24 protein-coding genes and 1 tRNA gene are annotated in these 20,666 nt (G+C 41.3%); 13 read left to right on the top strand and 12 right to left on the bottom strand.

The genetic code is table 11. The annotated features are described in order from the left end of the window. Positions 1–28 precede the first annotated feature (28 nt). The 3 genes from DC487_RS04925 to DC487_RS04915 form a co-directional block, all read right to left on the bottom strand. The gene (locus tag DC487_RS04925) at positions 29–874 is read right to left on the bottom strand and encodes a mechanosensitive ion channel family protein (RefSeq protein WP_116774793.1); all 846 of its coding nucleotides are present in this window, start codon (positions 872–874) and stop codon (positions 29–31) included. Between the two features lie 108 nt (positions 875–982). Then, positions 983–1,459 (bottom strand): hypothetical protein, encoded by a 477-nt coding sequence (locus tag DC487_RS04920; RefSeq protein ID WP_133228367.1) that lies wholly within the window; start codon positions 1,457–1,459, stop codon positions 983–985. A 165-nt stretch (positions 1,460–1,624) separates the two neighbouring features. Next, positions 1,625–2,326: a DUF4381 domain-containing protein gene (locus DC487_RS04915; protein WP_116774791.1), complete on the bottom strand. Its 702-nt coding sequence runs from the start codon at positions 2,324–2,326 to the stop codon at positions 1,625–1,627. A gap of 537 nt (positions 2,327–2,863) precedes the next feature. Here DC487_RS04915 and DC487_RS17395 point away from each other — a divergent pair. Continuing rightward, the gene (locus DC487_RS17395) at positions 2,864–2,968 is read left to right on the top strand and encodes an SEC-C metal-binding domain-containing protein (RefSeq protein ID WP_133228365.1); all 105 of its coding nucleotides are present in this window, start codon (positions 2,864–2,866) and stop codon (positions 2,966–2,968) included. 153 nt (positions 2,969–3,121) lie between these two features. Here the strand turns inward: DC487_RS17395 and DC487_RS04905 are convergent. Continuing rightward, positions 3,122–3,195 (bottom strand) — tRNA-Ile (locus tag DC487_RS04905). Positions 3,196–3,283: 88 nt separating this feature from the next. On the opposite strand from DC487_RS04905, the gene DC487_RS04900 reads away from it, so the two are divergent. Both DC487_RS04900 and rpsU read left to right on the top strand, forming a co-directional pair. Next, positions 3,284–3,913 (top strand): HAD family hydrolase, encoded by a 630-nt coding sequence (locus tag DC487_RS04900; protein WP_207774306.1) that lies wholly within the window; start codon positions 3,284–3,286, stop codon positions 3,911–3,913. 102 nt (positions 3,914–4,015) lie between these two features. Further along, a complete protein-coding gene (gene rpsU / locus DC487_RS04895) occupies positions 4,016–4,207 on the top strand; it encodes a 30S ribosomal protein S21 (protein WP_066753982.1) in 192 nt (63 codons plus the stop codon). 68 nt (positions 4,208–4,275) lie between these two features. Here rpsU and putP read toward each other — a convergent pair whose 3' ends face one another. Next, the gene (gene putP, locus DC487_RS04890) at positions 4,276–5,772 is read right to left on the bottom strand and encodes a sodium/proline symporter PutP (RefSeq protein WP_116774788.1); all 1,497 of its coding nucleotides are present in this window, start codon (positions 5,770–5,772) and stop codon (positions 4,276–4,278) included. 122 nt (positions 5,773–5,894) lie between these two features. Next, on the bottom strand, positions 5,895–6,245 hold the full coding sequence (locus tag DC487_RS04885; RefSeq protein WP_116774787.1) for a 4Fe-4S dicluster domain-containing protein: 351 nt from the start codon (positions 6,243–6,245) through the stop codon (positions 5,895–5,897). A gap of 172 nt (positions 6,246–6,417) precedes the next feature. On the opposite strand from DC487_RS04885, the gene DC487_RS04880 reads away from it, so the two are divergent. From DC487_RS04880 to DC487_RS04850, 7 genes are all read left to right on the top strand, one after another. Further along, positions 6,418–7,431 (top strand): acyl-CoA reductase, encoded by a 1,014-nt coding sequence (locus DC487_RS04880; protein WP_116774786.1) that lies wholly within the window; start codon positions 6,418–6,420, stop codon positions 7,429–7,431. Positions 7,432–7,563: 132 nt separating this feature from the next. Further along, a complete protein-coding gene (locus DC487_RS04875) occupies positions 7,564–7,767 on the top strand; it encodes a fructose-6-phosphate aldolase (protein ID WP_116774785.1) in 204 nt (67 codons plus the stop codon). A 6-nt stretch (positions 7,768–7,773) separates the two neighbouring features. Continuing rightward, a complete protein-coding gene (locus tag DC487_RS04870; protein ID WP_116774784.1) occupies positions 7,774–8,454 on the top strand; it encodes a cell division ATP-binding protein FtsE in 681 nt (226 codons plus the stop codon). Between the two features lie 147 nt (positions 8,455–8,601). Then, positions 8,602–9,150, top strand: a complete 549-nt coding sequence (locus DC487_RS04865; protein WP_116774783.1) for a nucleotide exchange factor GrpE — start codon at positions 8,602–8,604, stop codon at positions 9,148–9,150. Between the two features lie 12 nt (positions 9,151–9,162). Beyond that, on the top strand, positions 9,163–10,326 hold the full coding sequence (gene dnaJ, locus DC487_RS04860) for a molecular chaperone DnaJ (RefSeq protein WP_116774782.1): 1,164 nt from the start codon (positions 9,163–9,165) through the stop codon (positions 10,324–10,326). A 181-nt stretch (positions 10,327–10,507) separates the two neighbouring features. Beyond that, positions 10,508–11,236, top strand: a complete 729-nt coding sequence (locus DC487_RS04855) for a DUF4397 domain-containing protein (RefSeq protein ID WP_116774781.1) — start codon at positions 10,508–10,510, stop codon at positions 11,234–11,236. Positions 11,237–11,610: 374 nt separating this feature from the next. Beyond that, positions 11,611–12,243, top strand: coding sequence for a DUF4397 domain-containing protein (locus DC487_RS04850; RefSeq protein WP_165799016.1), 633 nt, complete (start codon positions 11,611–11,613; stop codon positions 12,241–12,243). Between the two features lie 167 nt (positions 12,244–12,410). Here DC487_RS04850 and DC487_RS04845 read toward each other — a convergent pair whose 3' ends face one another. The 3 genes from DC487_RS04845 to DC487_RS17345 all read right to left on the bottom strand — a co-directional run bounded on the left by DC487_RS04845 (position 12,411) and on the right by DC487_RS17345 (position 13,989). Continuing rightward, a complete protein-coding gene (locus DC487_RS04845; protein WP_116774779.1) occupies positions 12,411–12,935 on the bottom strand; it encodes a hypothetical protein in 525 nt (174 codons plus the stop codon). A gap of 59 nt (positions 12,936–12,994) precedes the next feature. Beyond that, positions 12,995–13,723 carry a hypothetical protein gene (locus DC487_RS04840; protein WP_116774778.1) on the bottom strand — a complete coding sequence of 243 codons (729 nt, stop codon included), beginning with the start codon at positions 13,721–13,723 and terminating at the stop codon, positions 12,995–12,997. 107 nt (positions 13,724–13,830) lie between these two features. Then, complete coding sequence (locus DC487_RS17345) at positions 13,831–13,989, bottom strand: hypothetical protein (protein ID WP_239016320.1); 159 nt, start codon at positions 13,987–13,989, stop codon at positions 13,831–13,833. A 679-nt stretch (positions 13,990–14,668) separates the two neighbouring features. Here DC487_RS17345 and proC point away from each other — a divergent pair. Genes proC through DC487_RS04820 form a run of 3 tightly spaced genes read left to right on the top strand, consistent with a single transcriptional unit; the run spans position 14,669 to position 17,515 of the window. Then, the gene (proC, locus tag DC487_RS04830) at positions 14,669–15,484 is read left to right on the top strand and encodes a pyrroline-5-carboxylate reductase (protein ID WP_116774776.1); all 816 of its coding nucleotides are present in this window, start codon (positions 14,669–14,671) and stop codon (positions 15,482–15,484) included. After that, complete coding sequence (proB, locus tag DC487_RS04825; RefSeq protein ID WP_116774775.1) at positions 15,477–16,277, top strand: glutamate 5-kinase; 801 nt, start codon at positions 15,477–15,479, stop codon at positions 16,275–16,277. The genes proC and proB overlap by 8 nt, the downstream gene beginning before the upstream one ends. 41 nt (positions 16,278–16,318) lie before the next feature. Then, complete coding sequence (locus tag DC487_RS04820) at positions 16,319–17,515, top strand: glutamate-5-semialdehyde dehydrogenase (protein ID WP_116774774.1); 1,197 nt, start codon at positions 16,319–16,321, stop codon at positions 17,513–17,515. A gap of 64 nt (positions 17,516–17,579) precedes the next feature. On the opposite strand, the gene DC487_RS04815 is transcribed toward DC487_RS04820, so the two are convergent. From DC487_RS04815 to DC487_RS04805, 3 genes are read right to left on the bottom strand one after another with little or no spacing between them, the layout of a single operon-like run. Beyond that, complete coding sequence (locus tag DC487_RS04815) at positions 17,580–18,431, bottom strand: glycine betaine ABC transporter substrate-binding protein (RefSeq protein WP_116774773.1); 852 nt, start codon at positions 18,429–18,431, stop codon at positions 17,580–17,582. Further along, entirely contained in the window at positions 18,428–19,261 is an 834-nt protein-coding gene (locus DC487_RS04810; RefSeq protein ID WP_116774772.1) for an ABC transporter permease, read from the bottom strand. The genes DC487_RS04815 and DC487_RS04810 overlap by 4 nt, the downstream gene beginning before the upstream one ends. Positions 19,262–19,264: 3 nt before the next feature. Continuing rightward, positions 19,265–20,575, bottom strand: coding sequence for a quaternary amine ABC transporter ATP-binding protein (locus DC487_RS04805; RefSeq protein ID WP_317046321.1), 1,311 nt, complete (start codon positions 20,573–20,575; stop codon positions 19,265–19,267). Positions 20,576–20,666: the final 91 nt, after the last annotated feature.

The raw sequence follows: 20,666 nt of genomic DNA, 5'->3' as shown, positions 1-20,666 counted from the left end.
TATAATCATATATATTGTTGGCAGAGTATTATGTTCGTTTTATATGTATATCTGTTTGCGGGAAGGGTATTTCGATCCCATTCTTCTCGAGTGCCAATTTACATTCTATAATCAATTGCTCTTGCATATCCCAAAACTTATCGTTGGATGTAGTAACCCGTACAGATAGGATAATGGCGTTATCCCCCAATTCAGTGACAATAACCTGAGGGGCGGGCTCTATAAAAGCATGTTCGTTCTCGCCAATAACTTCATATAAGATATTTTTCGCTTGCTTTAAGTCTGCACTATATGACACGCCTATATCAAACCAGGTTCGTCGCGTTCCCATTTGAGTATAATTTGTGATACTGGAATTTGAGAGTTGACCATTTGGAACTACTACAAGCTGATTTTGTGGTGTTGTCAAACGCGTGTTGAATATATCAATCTCCCGTACAGTACCAGATATTCCAGATGAAGCGGAGATATAATCTCCTACCTTAAATGGTCGCAGTAAGAGAATCAGTATCCCCCCAGCAAAGTTTGCCAGCGATCCTTGAAGTGCAAGACCAATGGCAAGACCAGCAGCTCCAATCATCGCTACAAATGCAGACGTCTGTACACCAAGCTGCGTGACGACTACGATAAATAGGAGAATATTGAGTGCCCAGCCTACCAAATTTATTAAAAAACGGTGAAGGGAGGGCTCCATTTCCCTTTTTGCAAAGGCTTTGTCTAGTAGACGTTTTGCTACTCGGATCAGCCAAGTACCGACGAGATAAATAATTACAGCAGATACAAACGCAGTTAGTGCTTTTGGTGCCCAAGTTACGAAGGCTGCTACAAACTGATTCCAATAATGTTCTAAACTTGGGACATTTAGATTATTCATTTTTTATAATTTTAATGATTTACATTTTATTCCGAAGATGTTTTCGTGTTTTGAAAAGAGATTGACCTGATGCAGGTTGATTTACCATAATCAGCGTGAGCTCGTAAACTATTCCGTTTTGTGTTTTGATTGCTCATTTTGTTGGTGTATTTGCCAAAAGATATTTTGCCATCTTTCTAGCGGAACCACCTTAAAATCAGCGGGGTGAAACTCCACCTCTACAACCGTTAAATTTTCTCCCGATTGATACATCAGCATTAGAACTGTTGATAGTTCGTTCTTTATTTGATAAAGTCGACGGATGACATTGTCCTTAGCCTCTTCTTGGAGTAAGGTTAATTGCATAGCCGAACCATAGTCTTTAGCGTTTCGTTCTATTCCATCTGACATCCCCTCAATAGTTACCATACTTTTGGGCATTTGATTGACTATAATCTCAAATGAAGCGACTTGCGTGTCTGGATGGACGGCGTCGTAGTTTGTAGCAAACATTCCTTCCTGTTCAGGTTCGACGGTGATAATATACTGATATTCTTTAGGTAAAAACGGTTCTAAGCGCAAGGTTTGGGCTTTTAAATTACTCATCGATAGTAGTGTAAAAAAAATAAGATACAAGGGGCAAGTTACATTCTTAAAAACTTTCATCTGTTATCAACTACGAATTTTTTTCATCATAAAGCTTTGGGCTACGTTCTCTTTCCAGTTCGGTAAAAGTAGCGAGATAATTTCTTATTATATTGATCAAGAATATCATTCGGTTATTCGGGTAAGATAACAAATTGCTAGTGCGATTAAAACCAAGACAACGATGCAAATAATCGCAAACTTCAAATGTTCTTGTCTGTCGTATAGAAACGTATCCTTGTCAATATGAAATTCACTAAAAACACTATCGGAAATAGTGAAGCCGGAATCGAATTGCTTCACGCCCTTTAGAAAATGACCGATCAATATGTTTTTATTTTTTATAAGATGTGTAGCGCCAAAATGATTGCTATCGAAGCTAATCTTTAAATGGCTACCGCTTTTATGCCCATACAAATATCCCACAGCTGTCCTAATTCTGGGTTTCCAATCAATATCTTTCTCGTATATTTTGTTCGATTTCTCCAGTTCGGCATATAAAATAGAATTTTTCGTTCCATCAATACTGAAATAATGTACCCCCTCACGATCCACTACGATTTCCTTGAGCCTCTTTCTTCTTGTTTTTATATACCGACCAAAAATCCACCACAAAATCCATAAGATGAGTGCATAATAAAGAACAGCAAAAATAATACTTTTCCAGCCCGGTGTGCCTCCATGCTCAAGTTGAAAAGCGAGTGGAATAGCAAGAATACAAATCGACACCAAAGCCATCAAAACAAAGAAAAAACCATACAGGACAACGGTCATCAGTTTATCCGGAACAGATTTTAGAGCGGGAAATTCGACTTCGTGATCCTTCATTTAGACTAGAAATATACCAAAATTGATTGTGTTGTACAAAAAGTTTAAACCCTAAAAAAGGCCAAACCCGATTGGAGCGATATTGCTAATTAGGATTATGATGCTGTTTTCGACAAATTTTCCAACATAATAAAAGACAGTAAATATCCAAAAGCCGTTGATGTCATTTTTAATTTACTAGACTGGTCCGGTGACGCTCGTGAAAAAATTACTAAAAGTATAATCCGAACTAAACAAAACGCATACAAGGATAAATCAGACAAGTCAATTGCAACTTCGACTGCTCCAGAATTTGGCATTAGCTATCAAGTTTTTAAGGAACGTGATCTAGAGGAAATTAATGATAAAGTGTCTATATATTCGACGCTAAAGAAATATCAATTAAAATGTAATACGTGGTTAGGTCTTGGAACATTTGTTGATAGTCCGAATTCGATAGACTTTTTGATATATCATGATGATAAATGGGAATATGATGGTGAATTAGAACTGACCTGCAATGATTTCTTTAAAAATAAATCAGGACATATTATAACTATGAATAACAAGTTATCTCCTTCTAGAAACGACCTATGTCCTTGTAAAAGTGGCTTGAAGTATAAAAGATGTTGTTGGAATAAAAGAAAAATAGTTAGTTATTAAAATAACAGGAACTTTTGTTTTTCATGCGGATTAAAAGCTTTCATTCGAAAAGTGGAACCTTAAATCCTCTCCATTATTGTTACAATCCTGCCCCTCAATCAGCCTACCAAAAAAACAAAACCCTGCAAGTTTTATACTTACAGGGTTTCTCAGTGCGCCCACCTGGGCTCGAACCAGGGACCAAAAGATTATGAGTCTTCTACTCTAACCGACTGAGCTATAGGCGCGGTTAATTTTGCTGCCAGAAACGATGCGTTAATAGCTGTTTTGACGATGCAATTATCGATATTTGTAGCGACAAATCAAAATCTTCGCATGCAAAATATCAAAAATATCATACTCGATTACGGCAACGTGATCTTCTCGATCGACTTTCTCTTGGCGCAACAAGCTTTTAGCCAATTAGGTGTACAAAATGTTGAAGAAGTATTTGGACATAAGCAGCAAAATGAAATTTTTGATCAGTTTGACAAAGGACTGATTAGTCCTGCACAATTTCGGGAAGGTATTAGGACATTGGCCAATGCGCCGCACCTATCGGATACCAATATTGATCAAGCTTGGAATGCTTTATTGATCGGCGTTGCCGCCGGCAAGCACGAAGTACTCGAGGCACTGAAAAGCAAATATCGACTATTCTTACTCAGCAACAACAATGAGATCCATTACGCCTACTGCATGCAGCACATACAAGATGTGTATGGCGTAGAAAGCAATGCAGTATTCTTCGAGAAAACATACTATTCGCATGAGATGGGTATGCGAAAACCAGATCGTGAGATCTTTGATTTCGTGTTGAATGACGCTCAGATCAAGCCAGAAGAGACATTATTTATCGACGACAGTCCGCAACATTTGGCTACCGCCAAATCACTTGGCATACATACGGCACTATGCAGTGCTGAAGAGCCATTAGAAAAAATCGTGGCTGACTGGCAGCTGTAGGCCTTGACTATTTATTTTAAGAATAAAGCTTTTATATATCCCCGAATTAAATTACCTTTGCACACCAAGAATTCCACGACGAAAGGAGGTATATAAAAAGCTATGATTATTGTAAATGTAAAAGAAGGAGAATCGTTAGATAGAGCATTGAAACGTTTCAAGAAGAAATTCGAGAAAACAGGCGTTTTGAGAGAGTTACGTTCACGTCAGGCTTACGAGAAAAAATCTATTACTCGTCGTACCCAAGTGAAGAAAGCGATCTATAAAGAATCCTTACAGTTAGACAACGCGTAAGTATCCTTACCAAATAAATAATAAAAGCGACCTTTTGGGGTCGCTTTTATTATTTATAGCCTAATTTGTTATTCCTGTAGCATACGCTCCATCTTATCAAACTCTTCTGTAATGCCATCATCAGATTTGTAGGTAGCCAATGATACCAGCACATTGACCAACAGACCAGCAAAAAAGCCCGGAATGATCTCATACAATTCCTTATAATCGTGCGGCACATAAACCCACAACAACACCACGATTCCACCTGTTAGCATCCCACTCAGCGCTCCCCATCGAGTAGATTTACGCCATAACAACGATAATAAGACAACCGGACCAAATGCCGCTCCAAAACCTGCCCAAGCATTGCCCACTAGGTTCAAGATACTATCTTGTGGATTTAGGGAAAGTAAAATTGCAATAAGCGCCACCAACAGCACCGACATGCGACTAACGATCAGCATACGCGATGCCGAAGCTTGCTTATGGAGCAATGCCTTATAGATGTCCTCCGTCATCGAACTGGCCGTCACGAGCAGTTGCGAAGAAATAGTGCTCATCACCGCCGCTAAAATGGCTGACAACAAGAAACCGCCAATGAGCGGGTGAAACAGAATACGCGATAAATAAATAAAAATTGTCTCCGCCATCTCCTTCGATGCATCAAACTGCGACATCATGGCCACATCATTCTTGTTCAAGTAGGCAATCCCGAACAAACCGACCAACATGGCGCCGCCAACGGTAAAGATCATCCAGCTAATACCAATATTACGTGCTTTCTTTAGCTGGCTCACCTTATCGATCGCCATAAAGCGAACCAAAATATGCGGTTGGCCAAAATAACCAAAACCCCAAGCCAACAACGAAACGATGCCTACCGTAGTCGTCCCTTTAAAAAGATCCAGATAGTCAGGATTCTTCTGCCTAATGATGGAGAACGTCTCTCCTAGCCCACCCAGTTCCATGATCATTACAATAGGCAGAATAACCAATGCCAACACCATAATAGCACCTTGCACAAAATCCGTCAAACTAACGGCCAAAAAACCACCTAAGAAAGTATAGGCAACTACCACGGCGCTAGTAACCATCAAACCTGTCGTATAATCCATATTAAATGCGGACTCAAACAAGCGCCCGCCAGATACCATTCCGGCGGAAGTATACAAAGTAAAAAATATTAAGATGAGCACGCTGGCTGCAATTTTTAATAATTGAGATTTGTCGCGGAAGCGATTTTCAAAATAGACCGGTAAGGTAATGGCATTGTTAGCTACTTCGGTATAGGCACGCAAGCGCGGTGCTACTAGAATATAATTCATGAATGCACCAAAGGTCAATCCAATAGCAATCCACGAAGCCGACAAGCCTGACAAATACATTGCTCCGGGCAAGCCCATCAACAGCCAGCCGCTCATATCCGACGCACCAGCAGATAATGCCGTCACTGCTGCGCCCAGACTGCGCCCGCCCAACAAAAACTCTTCGGTATTTGCCGTAGATTTACGGTACGAATACAGCCCGATCAAGATCATCAAGACCATGTATAGGCCGATCGAAATACCTTCGTAAATGTTCATATATTAGATTTAAAGGTCATAATGTGGATGAAGATATCGAAAATTAGCAAACAAAAAAAGTGATAGGGCAAACCTATCACTTTTCTTTATATTAAACTTAATATTGTTACAAGAAATACAAATTATTCGGCATGTAGCCAAGCTTTCTTAGCTAATAGTTCTTCTTCAGATTCAACAATATCCTCGTCTTCCACACAACAATCTACCGGACATACGGCAGCACATTGTGGCTCGTCATGAAATCCAACGCACTCTGTACATTTATCCGATACGATATAATATACCTCGTCCGAAACAGCATCCTGCGATTCGTTTGCATCCAATGTTACGCCGTCACCAAAATCAATCACACCTTCTAGAGCTGTACCCTCCGAGAATTTCCATGTTACGCCGGCATCATAGATGGCATTGTTAGGGCATTCTGGCTCACACGCTCCACAATTGATACATTCGTCTGTTATTTTAATTGCCATTTATATCCTCTCAATAATATTTTTAAACTAGTTTTGCACTTCAAAGTTAAACAATCCCTTAATTAATATCTATAAATTACATAGATTATTATTAGATAGGATTGCAATTACTCGCAAAGATAGAGCAAAATTTGGTGAGATTTGTTCTAAATAATTTAAAGAAAATAGCATTTTGACAAAGAATCAACGAATAAACGCATTTGTACAACTGGGCAATTACCTACGTGCTGAGCACGAAAGTCTACACGAATTCTTAGCTCGTGTGGAAATAAAGAACCCTTGGTACACGGCTAACAATGTACATAGACAACTAACAGCTATTGCGGAAAATCTTACTCAAGAAAAACTAACACATTGGGTAGCAACACTCCCCGACCAACCTTCGGAGAAAACGGTTGCCTTGGTTTTAGCAGGCAATATACCGTTGGTAGGCTTTCATGATATTTTAAGCGTACTGATTAGTGGTTTCCATGTGCAGATCAAGCCTTCATCGGATGATGCTGGTCTGACGACTTGGATTTTGCAAAAGCTCGTGGAAATCGAACCGCAATTTGCGGATAAAATCGAAATCGTTGAGCGTTTAGGAGCACATGACCTTATCATCGCGACCGGTAGCAACAATTCTGCTCGCTATTTTGAATACTATTTTGGCCAAAAGCCACACATCATCCGCAAAAATAGAAACTCTGTTGCCATTCTAGATGGCAGCGAAACGCCCGAGCAAATAGCGCGATTAGGTCACGACATCTTTGATTATTTTGGCCTGGGCTGTCGTTCGGTATCCAAGATCTACATCCCAGAACATTATGATATCGCGCAACTTTACGAAGGTATTGCCGATTTCCATTCGGTGAGCCAACATCACAAGTACGGCAATAACTACGATTATAATAAGTCTATCTTTTTGATCAATGGCGATGTACATTTCGACAATGGTTTTCTATTGCTTAAAGAAGACAAAAGCTGGGCATCACCCCTCGCCGTCGTGCATTTTGAGCGTTATGCTGCATTGGCCAATGTGGCCAATGATCTGGATGCGGCACAAGATCAAATCCAATGCGTGGTCACCAACGCACAGATCACGTCCAATGTACCGGTATTTTCATTTGGCGAGAGCCAATGTCCGGCGTTGGATGATTATGCCGATGGCGTAGATATTTTAGCATTCCTAGAACAACATAGATAGGTATTGATTAGCGGCTCTCGATCTAAAGAATTGTTAATTTTCCAAGCAATTCGGGCGCTTATCATGAAAAAACTATACATTTGATAATTGAACTTTACATTTGGCAACTAAAGTTTGCTTTTGACCGTTGAGATGTATTTAATAAAAGTAAAAGGTGTCGCAAAAATTCCAGATTACGTACAGTTACGTGATGAAGCCTTTACCCTATTGGCCTACTTTCGAGTAGATCGGCCTGATAAGTCGTTAGACAAAATAGGTTTAGGAGACAAATTGGATTACATTATGCAGATCGCTCAAGAAATTCCTTTCGGTCAGATCGTCAAACTTGAATTATAAATTTTTATGGCAGAACATTCCGTTATCAGACTTAAAAACATTGATATATATCAGCAGAAACACCTTGTATTGGCTAATGTCAACCTTAGCATTCAGTCGGGTGAATTTATCTATCTGATCGGACAATCGGGATCTGGGAAGAGTAGTCTTTTGAAAATTATCTATGGTGATCTATATATCGCTACAGGTGAAGGAATGATTGCTGGTTTCGACTTGAAAAAGCTGCACGACAACGAAGTACCTTACCTACGTCGTAAATTGGGAATTGTATTTCAGGATTTCCATTTGCTAAATGATCGTACGGTCGAAAAAAACCTAGAATTTGCGCTCAAAGCAACAGGTTGGAAAGATCGTGGATTGATCGAAAACAAGATGGTGGATGTATTAGAAAAAGTAGGCTTGCGCTCCAAGTTGAAAAAGATGCCACACGAATTATCTGGTGGTGAACAACAGCGCGTGGTAATCGCTCGAGCATTGCTCAATGATCCAGAAATCATCTTGGCCGATGAGCCAACAGGTAACTTGGATCCTGCCACGTCAGAAGAGATCATCCTCTTATTGCGCGACATTGCAGCATCAGGAACGGCGGTATTGATGGCTACGCATGATTATCAAATCATTCGTAATATGCCAGCGCGTATCTTGCGTACGGCTGATGGTGCACTGCACGACAATGTCACTATTTAAGCCCGTCAGTAACTGACACAATTACACAAATCAGACAAATTGTAAGTCCACCTCGCGGAAAACTGACAGCCTGTCGGCGAATCGCGTATTGGCAAAAAAATTGAACATCCCTGTGGACAACAAGGGATTGTTTTATAGTATAGCAACATGGTAAACGAACACGAACATAATCAAGAAGAAGAGAGTTTGGAGCAAGATAACCTTGAAACCAACGAGGAAAATAAGGAGCAGGAAACGGTAGAAATCGTTGAAGAGTCGGATATTGCATCTAAATTAGAGGAAGCGCAAGATAAATATGCGCGTTTACTAGCAGAGTTTGAAAATTATAAAAAAAGAACTTCTCGCGAGAAAATAGAGATCATTCAATCAGCTGGAAAAGAAGTTATTGGCAAGCTGTTGCCCGTTTTGGATGATATGGATCGTGCCCTTATTTCGATGGCGGCTGCGCAAGATGTAGAAACCGTAAAACAAGGCGTAGAATTGGTGAATACCAAATTCAGAAAACTGATGGAACAGCAAGGTCTGAAAGAAATGGACGTGGTTGGTCAAGCATTTGATTCTGAATTCCAAGAAGCTATTACGGCGATCCCTGCTCCCACCGACGATATGAAAAATAAAGTGATCGACGTGGTAGAGAAAGGTTATTTGTTGAATGATAAAGTAATCCGATTTGCCAAAGTGGTGATTGGTCAATAGAAAAGGATAAAGATGTCAAAAAGAGATTACTACGACGTATTAGGTGTTTCTAAAGGTGCAGAGGCCGCAGAGATAAAATCCGCTTATCGGAAATTAGCGATTAAATATCACCCGGACAAAAACCCGGATGATCCGCAAGCCGAAGAGCAATTTAAAGAAGCTGCGGAAGCTTATGAAGTGCTTAGCAACCCAGAAAAACGCAGACGCTATGACCAGTTTGGTCATGCAGGCAACAGCGCGGCTGGCGGATACGGCGGCGGTGGCGGCATGAACATGGATGATATTTTCAGCCAGTTTGGCGATATCTTCGGTGGCGGCGGTGGCGGCAATCCTTTTGAAGGATTTTTCGGCGGCGGCGGTTCTCGCGGCGGTGGTCGTCGTGTGCAACGCGGTTCCAATTTACGCGTAAAAATAAAACTCACCCTAGAGGAAGTAGCTTTAGGTGTAGAGAAGAAAATAAAAGTCAACAAGCAAGTTGCTTGTCAAACTTGTGATGGTACTGGTGCAAAAGATAAAAGCTCCTACCATACCTGTAGAACATGTAATGGCTCTGGCTCGGTAAGACGCGTAACCAACACGATTCTTGGCCAGATGCAAACGACCAGTACCTGTCCTACCTGTAATGGTGAAGGCATTGAAATCACTGCCAAATGTACTACCTGTAAAGGCGAAGGATTAACACGTAGTGATGAAAACATTACGATTAACATTCCGGCAGGTGTAAGCGAAGGCATGCAATTGTCTATGAGTGGCAAAGGTAATGCGGCACCGCGCGGTGGTATTCCTGGAGATCTGATCATCTTGGTTGAGGAGATTCCACATGAATCCTTGAAACGCGATGGCATCAACGTGATTTATGATTTGTACATCAATTTTGCGGATGCAGCTTTAGGAACCAGCGTGGAAATCCCAACGATTGACGGTAAAGCAAAAATTAAAATAGAACCGGGTACGCAAGGTGGAAAAATCTTACGCCTAAAAGGCAAAGGTCTTCCTGAGGTAAACTCTTATCATAAAGGTGATCAATTGGTGTACGTCAATGTATGGACGCCAAAAGCAGTTTCCAAAGAAGAGCGAGATGTGTTAGAAAAACTGAAGGAATCTTCTAACTTCAAACCACAGCCAGGCAAAAATGAAAAATCATTCTTTGAGCGCATCAAAGAGTATTTTGAATAATACGATTCGTCCAAAATATATGATTTACAATACAAAGAGGTTGCCGTTACGGCGACCTCTTCGTAGTTTTAGCCCATTTTATAAAAAAAAGAGTAGCATCTGTAGCGAAGCTGTATACTGCATCGTATAATGGATATTGAAAAACAATTAGTATAATAAAGAAGACTAACGTAAAATCTACATGAAAAAATTAGTGAATTTAAGGAATGCTTGTGCGGTAGCATTAAGCGTTGTGTTGTTTGGCAGTTGTATGAAGAATGAAGAACAAGCACCACCGCAACCAGCCGCGTTTATTGCCGTATTTAACGCGTACTCACCGATTACATCAACTCAAGTTAACTTTAGCGATAGCCGTGGCTTAGAGATTCCATACGGACAAGCGTTGGGGCACGTAGCCTTTACTACCTTAAACAATTTAACACTAACAGCCGTCAATAAAGCTACTAATCAAATTTTGGTAGACAAAGCGGCTCTTAATCCAAAAGTAGATAGCGTATACACTGGCTTTATTTTTGGTAAAGACATTCCTGCAAAATTTGTTTTATTTGAAGACAATATAATCGAAAGCACCAGCGAGAACTCTCGCATACGGTTTTTGAACCTTGCTGAAGGAGTTGGTGCTGTTGACGTGTTTTTAGGAACAGACAAAATTGATGTTTTGAGTAACCGAGTTCAGGAAACACAAGCTAATGCGACCAACAGTCAAAAATTCATCATCAGTCCTAAAGCTTCGGGCCCACAAGACATCATAGTTAAAGATCTTGATGGCAATGTATTATTTGAATTAAAAGCTTACAATTTCGCTGCTAGGAGCTTTTACTCTATCATCTTGCAAGGTGATAAAGCATCTACTGGCACCACGGACGATGCAAAAGCAAAAGCGCTTAAAGTCAGTGTCCTTAAAATATAAATAGTATCCAACCTATTTAATACGATTTAAAAGCCTTTATCTAACGATAAGGGCTTTTCTTATAGATTTTGTAGATCGCACTCCGACTACATATTTTATTATGCTGCATCTTCATACTACCTATTAAAGATCGCGAATGCTTACACGACTTCATCAGGATGACCTAACTTAACGAAAAAAAAAGTTACTTGATTTCAGTTAACAAAATTTATAATTTTTGTAGCAATAAGAAATATTTATTCGTTATTTGGAATAACACTAACGTTACAATCCAAATGAAACTATTACAAAATCTTAAGACATGCATTTTACTAGCCCTGAGTGTGGTAGTATTTGCTAGTTGTTCGGACAATGATCCACCCCAAATTCCTCCGATGGCACGAGTAGCCATATTTAATGCATACTCACCAATAACATCAACCCAAGTTAGATTAAATGATCTCGCAGGAATAGCCATTCCATATGGTGAGGCACGCGGCTTTTTTGAATTTCCAACTGTTTCAGGACAAACTTTCACATTTCTTAATCAAACGACTAACCAAGTTATAGTAGACAGAGCTGCTCTACGCTTGGAATTAGAACGATTTTATACAGGAATCGTTTATGGAAACACAATACCTGGAAAATTTATTCTCTTAAATGATACCGCACTACAAAATCCTTCTACCAATCCTAGAATACGCTTTCTTAACCTCGCGGAGGGTGTTCAAGCTGTAGACTTATTTATTGGTAACGAAAAGGTAGAAAGTTTGAGTAACCGAGCGCCAGAAGTACAGGCTAATGCAGGTGAAATTGAGCGATTTATTTTGAGTAACAGAGCAGCCGGAGCTTCAGATATTGCAGTAAGAGACTTACAAGGAAATACATTAGCGACCCTCTCTGCCTACAATTTTTCGGCCGGAAGACACTATTCGGTTATGCTAGTAGGCGATGCTGCGTTTAATAGCGAAAGTCCCAATATTGCAGACAGACCAAAAGCATTAAGGGTTATGATATTTCTACACTAAAAGTGCCCAATAATTTAGTTATTTGAGTATACGTCAATCGACGTATACTCATTTTTCTTATCAACAGCACATAGTATTGAAAATAGATAATAAAATATTGGCAAGTAGTAATAAGGTCGAACCAAGTATATGGAAATAATCCACGCCCACTTCTTTAAATATTTCGTTTACAAAGATTGATCTATTAGCGAGTAATAGTATAATACGTGTTCACGCAATTTTTTATGACCGTTTTCAAAAAGATATTCTTTGACCTCCGATATTTGATTTTTATTACGGTCGCTAAGAGGATGAGTATCTAGGTTATGAATGCCTTTTATCGTTTTTTGCCCATTGATAGACGACAACATATCCTGACGATACGTAAAATCGGTTTCCATAATTGTGATCCATTCAAAAGCATTCGAATCTAGTTCCAGAACCGCGTACTTCGCAATGTTACCGTGCTCATCGAAAAGATACATCTGTTGATCACCACTGATGGGAGCGCCATCCTCATAAGTTATTCCCTGGTTAAAGATAAGCTGATCTTGGTCGTTATAGGTACTTTGAGCTTCGAACAATAATTCCTGTGTCTTGTTTTCCCTATCAATTTTGTATGTAAGCTCTTGCTGCGATTGCTCACCACGTTCTTTCAGATAGCTGCTAACACGTACAACCACTTCGGGATTCCAGCGATTTTCTTCGGCCAACCAGTGACAGGTTGTATCAGTTTCCGTTAGCTGATCCTCAAAATAGTCTCTAGCAATTTTTAATTCGGGTTGCCATCCCTGTTCATTACCGCTGTAGATAATACTGCCAGTTGATCTTTCCGTACCGTCGGTAAATATATACGTAGTTTTCTCACTCGGTATCCACCGCCCGCTTGCCAGAGGTAGGTACTTGATTCTTCGATAGCACCATTTTCCCGATGTACAAAGTCAGTCTTAGCCCAAGAGTTCCATTTTTTATTCTGCTTATTCCACTGAAAGTTAATGGTTAAATAATCATTTTCTTGCGCATCCAGATAGGATACATTCTTCGTAGCCAGTTCAGATTCTTCAAAGGAGAAGGTCTCGATAGAATCTTTGTAATAGATGACACTATCTAATGACGCCTGCTCCCAACCTCCCCTATCATCGCGTCTCGATGTTCGGAATATGATAGCACGTGCATTTTCATCAAACTTTATCTCCGTTTTTTCGGCTTCCTCCCAATCCTCGATTACTGCGTTCCATTGAGAAGTGCTGCGGAAAATCAGCTTATCTTCCGAGTCAAATTTGCTAAAATCTTTCAGACCTTCGAGCTTTACGTTCTCTTTTTGATCGGTCGACATATACGTTCTCAGTAATGTGTTGGATAAATGATCAACCTGCTGCGAAGTCTTAATAACTCTATCTCCCAAGATATGAACCACGGAATCCACCTGATATTGAGCATGTACAGGTGAAAGCCCTATCAACTGAAAAATAATAGCCGTAGCCACGATTAATTTCGTCATTGGTCTAATTGAACTGATATGTTCTTTGAGGGAAATACTTATTTGATTCATCATATACTTTGTAGATTTCAACTTTTATTAATGAACATGTATAGTGTAATAAAACATCAGCTCCCTTTGATGATCCCAATAGCAGCAACCGATAAGATGAGCACCACCACTAACAATAGCCAAAAATACATCCACCAAGGAGTCTTAGCAGTTTCCTTGATCTGCTTATAGGCTCTTAGCAGTTCATCGTCAAATTCTTTTACTCGCCTAGCCATTTTACAATGCGTGCACTCGGAGAAGGCAGACTTCCATAATGGAAAAGCTGGTATCCAAAAGATGTGAAAATAATGTCTATACAGATATAACCATGCCGTGTCTCTACTTTGGCAATGATGGCAGATTGTGTCTGTCACATCAGATGCAATTAATTTAGATCTCGTCCCAAAAATGATCATAGCAATTATCTTAGTTAAACTTCACAGTTAAAAACTCTCTTGCAGTCCTGTAATACAAATTTGCAATGTATATACGTCAGTTTAAATTTTCAGGAGTATACAAAGTGCATACGCTAAAAAAAATAATGACTACAGAGCATCTACAGACTGGAGTTATTGCTGTCAGCAAAGGCCCTCAAAAAATGTAGTGTGGCCTAAAATTCGATGATAAATCATGAAAAATATATAAAAACGCTCATTTGTCAGGGTAAAAGCGGGATTCATAAATTATTAATGTGTAGTTATGACACATTTGCAGTCAGACGGCATATTGTCCCATTGCAGAGAGATAGGCTACAAATTAGTGTCAAATACATTTTTTTCAAATCGTAAACATGTTTGAAATATCATAAAATTGAGCATTTTTCGACCATTTTGCACGAATATTGCTCCATTTTAGATAAAAAAATGAAGAAAGTCTTCATTTCTACAAAACTTTAAAAATCAATATTACATATCTATGAAGGTACTCGTAATTGGAGGGGGGAATATGGGCTTCACGTACGCGGAAGCCATGGCAAAATCAACTATTTTAAAAGCGAACGATTTAATGATTTTGGACAAATCAGAAGAGCGTGTTGCAGAACTATCCGCCAACCCCTTGTTGGATGGCTATACGGAATTGAGCGCCTGCTTGCCTGCGGCCGATGTGATCTTTATCGCGGTAAAACCTAATCATGCACAGGGCTTAATGGAGCAAATGCGCCCTTACGTCAACGAAGAACAAGTATTCGTTTCTATAATGGCCGGCGTTACCATCAAGGTCATTCAGGAAGGGCTTGGCATGACGAAGGTAATTCGAGCAATGCCGAATCTACCGGCGCAGGTCGGATTAGGGATGACTTCCTTCACCGCATCCAAAGAAGTTTCCAGACTAGAGCGCTCCACCATTAAGCAATTGTTGGACACAACTGGTCGTTCCATCTATTTAGATACCGAAAATGACATCGATGCTTCCACCGGAATTTCGGGGAGTGGTCCAGCTTATATCTTTTACTTTATGCAATCCATGATGGAGGCAGCACAGCAAATGGGATTCTCAGGAAGAGAGGCGCGCACCTTGGTCTATCAGACCTTTGCTGGCGCCGTAGAACTGTTCGGCTCGTCTGACTTGGATCCCAATGCTTGGATGGCCAAAGTAGCCTCCAAAGGTGGTACTACGCAAGCCGCCTTGGACTCCATGGAAGACAATAACGTAAAAGAACAAATTAAAGAAGCCGCTTACGCTGCATTTAACAGAGCGGTAGAACTTGGAAAAGAATTTAATCATGCATAATACAACAGAGAAAGAATCTAAACCCATAAAACGTGTAGTCATCAAAGTGGGGACTCACGTTATTACCAATAAAGACAATCGCATCGTAGAAAAGGTGCTTCAAAAATTAGTAGACCAAATCGCTCACCTGCATGAGCAAGACATCATGACGGTTTTGGTGTCTTCTGGTTCTGTCATTGCGGGAAAAGAAGTGATGCGTCATCAATTAAAAACAGATGATAAGATCATTCGCCGTCAAGTATTCTCCGCCATAGGTCAGCCGCGTATGATGCGGCATTATTACACCTTGTTTCGCTCGTACGGCATCCGCTGTGCGCAAGTATTGGCCACCAAAAGAGATTTTGACGCTGGGCCACACCGCGAAAACATGATCAACTGTTATGAGGGCTTACTTCAAGAAGGCGTCGTACCGATTGCCAATGAAGATGATGCTGTTTCACTTTCGATGTCTACATTTACCGACAACGATGAGTTGGCAAGCTTGGTGGCAGAATTAATTAAAGCAGATATGTTGATCCTACTGACCGACGCCGATGGTTTCTTCAGCGGACATCCTGAAGATCCGGAAAGTGAATTACTCAGTCACATTAGTGCTGACGAACCGGTGGAGCAATTTGTGCAAGAAAGCACCAAAGGCGAAGCGCAAGGCCGCGGTGGTATGAAATCCAAACTAAATATTGCCAAAAAAACCGCAAATCTGGGCATTACCACCTATATTGCAAATGGTAAGAGACCTAATGTCGTGCTAGATATCGTGAATGGTGTGGACGTAGGTACAAAATTTACCATTTAGTCCACCATACCAATTCATTACATTAAAAAGAGAGAAATAACATGAAACGTTTACATACAGACATTAAAAATCAGGTGTTGACGTCAATGATCAACATATTAGACCATAGTCGCACCGAAATTTTGGCCGCTAACGCGGAAGATATTGCCAATTTCGAAGGCAAGGATCAGGCACTTTATGACCGACTTTTAGTCAATGATAAGAAAATCGACGAAATGATTCGCGCGGTACGCGCGGTAGCCGGACAGGAAGATCCGGTCGGCAAAACCATTTCTGATCTTACTTTAGAAAACGGCTTGCATATCGTCAATCAGACGGCGCCCTTCGGTACTATCATGATTATCTATGAATCGCGGCCAGATGTGACGATAGAAGCAGCTGTATTGGCTTTCAAAGCTAATAATCGCATCCTGTTAAAAGGTGGTAAGGAAGCTATTCATACCAATCAAGCGTTGGTAGATTGCTGGCACAAAGCATTAGCCGAGCATGATCTTCCGGCGGATTGGATTCAGCTTTTGACGCTGAACCGAGAAGATACGCAAGAATTCTTGCGCAATCCACCGCAGCGCTTAGACCTTATTGTACCACGTGGTGGCGAGCGCTTAATAGCCTTTGTGAAAGAGCATGCGCGTTGCGCCGTATTGATCAGTGGCCGCGGCAATAACTTCGCTTACATTGCTGAGGATGCCGATTGGGAAATGGCACTCAAAGTAGCAGTGCATTCTAAAATCGATAAAATCAGTGCCTGCAATGCCTTGGATAAAATTTTGATTAATCCGGCTTTGCCGAATTTTGAGGAACGCGTTCGCGAATTGGGCAAGCATTTCGGCCAGGAATCTGTGGAGATCTTAGCGGACGAGTCGCTTCGTGGATACTTTGCCTCTGCTCAGCCACTTTCCGAGGAAGCATGGCATGAAGAGTTTCTGGCGAAGAAGATTGCCATTGGCGTAGCGAACGAATTACCTGCCGCTGTTGAAAAAATCAACGATTGTAGCGGTGGCCATTCGGCCATTATCTTCACCAAAGACACCGAGAAAGCGCAAGCTTTTATGGAACAAGTAGATTGTGCCGCGGTATATCACAATGCGTCGACGCGCTTTACGGATGGTGGACAAATGGGCGTAGGTGCTGAACTGGCCATTAGCACCGACAAACTACATCATCGCGGACCGCTTGGTTTAGAGCAATTGGTCACGAACAAATACTATGTATTTGGCGAAGGACAGATTCGCGAATAGCAATTTTGTTTAGGCAAAAAATATCCTAAACGAAAAAGGCATCCAATTGGATGCCTTTTTCAGTTTATGTGGTGCTACCCCACCAAGCGTCGAGTAGCGCTTTATTCTCCTCAACCCATTCTCGGGCAGTTTCCTTTTCATTCTTACTGGCTTCCATCCGCGTCAACAATTCGGAAAGCACGTCACCCTCAAAGAAGGCATGTTGAAAATAGCGGTACACTTCTGGATAATCCGCTTCAAAATCGTCGCGTACGAATGTTTCGATATGTTCGGTATCACCATAGATCTTCTTCGGATCTTCCAAAAACTTCACATCGTAGCGGCCAAAAAGCCAATGCGGTTGCCAAGCCGTCACCACGATCCAGCGCTGCTCATCGATCGCTTTCTGCAATTCGGAAGCCATCGCAATCATCGAGGAGTTCAATTGCCGATAATCTAAATGGTACGCCAACAGCACGCTATCCGTATAGGTAGCCATACCAGAACCGCGTTCGATACCAACAATGCGTCCGTCAAACTTATCTTTATTGGCGTTTAGCTCTTCAATGGAATTGATATCTACATATTTTGGCACGACCAAACCTAAGCGAGCACCTTCGTAGTTGATTCCGGCACTTTTGATATGATCAAAAGGGGCGACTTTGTCGCCATGCGTGGTGGGCAACCACACATTCATAAACACATCGGTATCGCCGTTATCCATCGAAGCCAGCAGTAGGTTCGGCGCTGCTTTGTGCGTCACGACTAGATAACCTTTCTGCGAAAGATATTCTTTGGTAACCAGCGTCATGGCGTTTCCTTCTGCCCAACCTTCTACCATGCCCATACTGATGCGTTTGCCAATTCTACCGCCACAACTCCCAAATACGAGGAAGAGGACCACAGAAAATCCAACACTATATATTATACGTCTCATTTTACACTAATTTTATTGCCAAAACCTTGCGTGATACGATCCAGCACGATGGCCAGAATAACCACGGATAGACCACTTTCAAAACCCAAACCAATATCGAGGTTATTGATACCTTCTAATACCTTCTCTCCTAACCCACCTGCGGCAATCATACCAGCAATCACGACCATAGAAAGCGACAATAGAATCGTTTGATTCACACCCGTTAATATCGTTTTCAAGGCCAAAGGCAATTCGACTTTGAACAAAATTTGCTTTTGTGTAGCACCTAGTGAGCGTGCTGCTTCCAACACATCGCCCGGAACTTGCTGAATGCCCAAAGCGGTCAATCGCACCGCAGGTGGCATCGCAAATATAATGGTGGCAAATGCGCCCGGAAGTTTTCCAATACTGAAAAACAGTACGGCCGGAATTAGGTACACAAAGGCAGGCATAGTTTGCATCAAATCGAGCAATGGTCGAATAACGCGGTGTGCGGTCATATTCTTAGCCGACCAAATACCCAATGGAATGGCGATGATCAAGGCGATAATGGTGGATGAAATGATCAGCGCCAGCGTCTGCATCGTCTCTTCCCAAAATCCCATGAGATAGATTAGCGCTAAGCCAGCCAATGTAAATGCAGCCACACCGCGGCTAGCATAACGCCATGCAGCAAACGTAAATAAAGCAATCGTGATGAAAAATGGTACGCTCACTAGTACCCATTCAATGCTTTCGATCCCGGCGTTGCCCGAGGTTTTTATAAAATCAAATAATGGTCGCAAGTTGGCCATCAACCATTTGACCGCGATGGCGATGTATTGTCCTATATCTATTGTTTTTTCCATGTTTTAGTTGTGGTTGGCGTTCTCTTTCAATTCAGTTATCTCTTGCTCGTTGAAGCGCGTGGCTTCAATCACGACGGAGTTTTGGGATACAATACCCAGCAAAACGCCGGTGTCTTTATCCGTAACGGCGATGGGTGATCGCGTAGCCGTAATCAAGGGCAACATTTCTTCGACAGTTACTTCCGTGGTCACGGTAGGCACCTCTTTTTTCAAAATGCTTTCCACCGTTGGATCTTTTCGTTTGGCACATAATACCGCATCATTAACCCATACAAAACCCAAGAAAGTTTGATTATCATCCACCACAGGCAACACATCTAATCCAGTTGTACGCATTTTGCGTAAGGTTCCCTCTGGACCGTCTTTTCCGAAGCGTACGGTGGTCGGCTTTTGATGCATTAAAGAACCTGCCGTAATGATGGTTTTGCGATCTACCTTTTCCACGAAAGCTTCTACATATGGCGTAGCTGGATTGGTCAAGATCTCTTCGGCGGTGCCAATCTGTTCGATGATACCATCTTTCATAATCACGATCCGATCGCCTAACTTTATGGCTTCATCAAGATCGTGGGTTACGAATATTACAGTCTTCCGCAGCTTATTTTGCAAGCTGATTAATTCATCTTGCATTTCTGTTTTGATTAATGGATCTAACGCCGAGAACGCTTCATCCATCAGCAATACTTCAGGATCATTAGTAAGCGCGCGTGCCAAGCCCACACGCTGTTGCATACCGCCCGATAGTTGTGATGGCGATTGCTGTTCGAAACCTTGCAATCCAACCGTATCGATCGCTTGTTGTGCTTTCTTGGTTCTTGCTTCCAGCTCTTCACCTCTGATTTCTAAGCCGAATGCCACGTTGTCCAATACGCTACGGTGCGGCAGTAAACCAAACTTTTGAAATACCATGCTCATCTCTGTGCGACGTACATCGAGCAGTTCTTGATGATTTTTTCGGGTAATGTCATTTCCGTTGACATATATATTGCCGCCTGTTGGCTCGATCAATCGATTAAGGCATCGTAGCAAGGTGGATTTACCACTACCCGACAATCCCATAATCACGAAGAACTCGCCTTCGTATATTTCAAAATTTGCCCGGTTGATACCTACCGTGCACTGGGTTTTTGCTAATATTTCCTTTTTGGTATGGCCCTCTTTTAGCATCTTCAGCGCACTTTCTTTCTGCTTTCCGAAAATCAATACTAAATCTTCGACCTTAATTTTTACGGGTCTTTCTTCTTTCATAATATGTATATAGTGAAAATAGCCGCTCGGACTATTATGAATGGAATGGATACCGATGGTTTCCATGTGTTACCTCTGTCTGATCAGCCCATTGAGACAGGATCAAACTTGGAGAATAGAACAAAACTAGAGAGTAGGTAACAGCACAATTACCGCG

Origin of the sequence: Sphingobacterium corticibacter, from assembly GCF_003076635.1 — a bacterium.
Taxonomy (GTDB): Bacteria; Bacteroidota; Bacteroidia; order Sphingobacteriales; family Sphingobacteriaceae; genus Sphingobacterium; species Sphingobacterium corticibacter.
The sequence above is the reverse complement of the archived record's forward strand: the minus strand, read 5'-3'. Positions and strand labels throughout refer to the sequence as shown.

Coding starts and splice junctions, on each gene's coding strand:
- proB (WP_116774775.1), top strand. CDS start 15,477: ATGCATAATACAACAGAGAAAGAATCTAAACCCATAAAACGTGTAGTC.
- DC487_RS04885 (WP_116774787.1), bottom strand. CDS start 6,245: ATGGCAATTAAAATAACAGACGAATGTATCAATTGTGGAGCGTGTGAG.
- DC487_RS04810 (WP_116774772.1), bottom strand. CDS start 19,261: ATGGAAAAAACAATAGATATAGGACAATACATCGCCATCGCGGTCAAA.
- DC487_RS04920 (WP_133228367.1), bottom strand. CDS start 1,459: ATGAGTAATTTAAAAGCCCAAACCTTGCGCTTAGAACCGTTTTTACCT.
- DC487_RS04865 (WP_116774783.1), top strand. CDS start 8,602: ATGGTAAACGAACACGAACATAATCAAGAAGAAGAGAGTTTGGAGCAA.
- DC487_RS04840 (WP_116774778.1), bottom strand. CDS start 13,723: ATGACGAAATTAATCGTGGCTACGGCTATTATTTTTCAGTTGATAGGG.
- DC487_RS04815 (WP_116774773.1), bottom strand. CDS start 18,431: ATGAGACGTATAATATATAGTGTTGGATTTTCTGTGGTCCTCTTCCTC.
- dnaJ (WP_116774782.1), top strand. CDS start 9,163: ATGTCAAAAAGAGATTACTACGACGTATTAGGTGTTTCTAAAGGTGCA.
- proC (WP_116774776.1), top strand. CDS start 14,669: ATGAAGGTACTCGTAATTGGAGGGGGGAATATGGGCTTCACGTACGCG.
- DC487_RS17395 (WP_133228365.1), top strand. CDS start 2,864: ATGAATAACAAGTTATCTCCTTCTAGAAACGACCTATGTCCTTGTAAA.
- putP (WP_116774788.1), bottom strand. CDS start 5,772: ATGAACATTTACGAAGGTATTTCGATCGGCCTATACATGGTCTTGATG.
- rpsU (WP_066753982.1), top strand. CDS start 4,016: ATGATTATTGTAAATGTAAAAGAAGGAGAATCGTTAGATAGAGCATTG.
- DC487_RS17345 (WP_239016320.1), bottom strand. CDS start 13,989: ATGGCTAGGCGAGTAAAAGAATTTGACGATGAACTGCTAAGAGCCTAT.
- DC487_RS04850 (WP_165799016.1), top strand. CDS start 11,611: ATGGCACGAGTAGCCATATTTAATGCATACTCACCAATAACATCAACC.
- DC487_RS04915 (WP_116774791.1), bottom strand. CDS start 2,326: ATGAAGGATCACGAAGTCGAATTTCCCGCTCTAAAATCTGTTCCGGAT.
- DC487_RS04820 (WP_116774774.1), top strand. CDS start 16,319: ATGAAACGTTTACATACAGACATTAAAAATCAGGTGTTGACGTCAATG.
- DC487_RS04900 (WP_207774306.1), top strand. CDS start 3,284: ATGCAAAATATCAAAAATATCATACTCGATTACGGCAACGTGATCTTC.
- DC487_RS04875 (WP_116774785.1), top strand. CDS start 7,564: ATGTATTTAATAAAAGTAAAAGGTGTCGCAAAAATTCCAGATTACGTA.
- DC487_RS04855 (WP_116774781.1), top strand. CDS start 10,508: ATGAAAAAATTAGTGAATTTAAGGAATGCTTGTGCGGTAGCATTAAGC.
- DC487_RS04870 (WP_116774784.1), top strand. CDS start 7,774: ATGGCAGAACATTCCGTTATCAGACTTAAAAACATTGATATATATCAG.
- DC487_RS04925 (WP_116774793.1), bottom strand. CDS start 874: ATGAATAATCTAAATGTCCCAAGTTTAGAACATTATTGGAATCAGTTT.
- DC487_RS04805 (WP_317046321.1), bottom strand. CDS start 20,575: ATGGAAACCATCGGTATCCATTCCATTCATAATAGTCCGAGCGGCTAT.